The sequence below is a fragment of the Sphingomonas sp. EU05-FHT14C10 genome (genome assembly GCF_058790595.1).
Genome location: NZ_JBYTEN010000048.1, coordinates 1 through 1,518 on the forward strand (window position 1 = coordinate 1; position 1,518 = coordinate 1,518).

Annotated in this window: 1 protein-coding gene; it reads left to right on the top strand. The window is 62.8% G+C overall.

Annotated elements, in window-relative coordinates:
• The first annotated feature begins 77 nt into the window (after nt 1-77).
• Nucleotides 78-1,193, top strand: coding sequence for an IS110 family RNA-guided transposase (locus AC3WT0_RS19830; protein WP_492755120.1), 1,116 nt, complete (start codon nt 78-80; stop codon nt 1,191-1,193).
• Nucleotides 1,194-1,518 lie beyond the last annotated feature (325 nt).

Genomic DNA, 1,518 nt, shown 5'->3' on the forward strand with positions numbered 1-1,518 from the left:
CTTAGACCCGATGACTGCCGGAAGCCTTTGCGGCTCTGAGATGTTGGCGATGGAGTTGTCAGCAACGGAGGCGAGTCATGACGGATATGACGAAGTATGTTGGGCTGGATGTGCATAAGGCGACCATCGCGGTCGCGGTTGCCGAGGGCGAACGCGGGGGCGAGGTCCGCTTTTTCGGTACCGTAGCCAACGATGATGATGAGGTTAGAAAGCTGGTCAAGCGACTGGCAGCACCAGGCGCGACGCTGAGCTTCTGCTACGAGGCTGGGCCTTGTGGCTACGGGTTGCAACGGTTGCTGATCAAGCTCGGGCAGCCGTGCATCGTGATCGCACCGTCGATGATGCCGAGGCGGCCGGGCGACCACGTAAAGACGGATCGGCGAGACGCGATGACGTTGGCGCGCCTTTTGCGGGCGGGAGAACTGACAGCGATCTGGGTACCGGATGAGGCACACGAGGCAGTGCGCGACCTAATCCGTGCCCGGCGCAGTGCGCAGGAAGATGCGACCGCAGCCAAACAGACCGTCCGCAGCTTCCTGCTTCGACACGATCGCCGCTTCGGAGGACGGTCTGCATGGACAAAGATGTATTGGCGATGGCTATCGGAACAGCGCTTTGATTATCCGCATCAGCAGCTGGCGTTTGAGGAGCTTCAGAAGCGGGTGCTGGAGGCACAGGCCCGCGTTATCCGTCTCGAGTCCGCGCTCGGCGAGGCGGTAGCGTCGTGGCATTTCGCGCCGTTGGTGCGCGGACTTCAAGCCCTGCGTGGCATCCAGCTGGTTAGCGCTGCCACGCTGGTGGCTGAAATCGGTGACCTCACTCGCTTCGATAATCCCAAGCAGCTGATGGCGTATGTCGGCCTCGTGCCGTCCGAGCATTCCAGTGGCGCGCGCACCCATCGCGGCCGTATCACTCGAGCTGGGAACGCGCAGGCACGCACCACGCTCGTGGAAGCGGGCTGGTCGTACCGGCTGCCGGCGCGCGAGGAGCGCCGCTACCGGGAACGCGTCGCAGATCTGCCTGAGGACGTTCAAGCGATCGGCTGGAAAGCGCAGGTGCGACTGTGTCAGCGTTTCCGTCGCTTGTCGGCGACCGGCAAGCCGCAGCCGAAGGTGACGACCGCGATCGCGCGCGAATTGGTCGGCTATGCCTGGGATATCGCACGCCGGATGGCACCTGCGATGGCCAACTGATTTCGCCTGTGGCGACAGTAAGAGGAGGCGCCAGCTCACTAGCTGTATAGCCTTGGCCGGCGTGCCGCGGGCACCCGACTGTGATGGGCAATCCACGGTGTACGGTGGGGCAGGTTCGTCCGATGCCCGAGCTTAGACGGAGGATAGGCCCAGCGACGGATACGGGTAGTGCGGTGACCAATCCGCGGATGAGAGCTTGATCAATCGTCGTCGATCAGGAGTCCGCGGCACACCCGCCAAGGTTCAAACAGTCGCTGGCGTTGATGTCAGCGGAGGAGTAAACTCGGCCAGCGTCTCAGATGGCAGTCATGAGAGCGTATATCTG

Coding starts and splice junctions, on each gene's coding strand:
- AC3WT0_RS19830 (WP_492755120.1), top strand. CDS start 78: ATGACGGATATGACGAAGTATGTTGGGCTGGATGTGCATAAGGCGACC.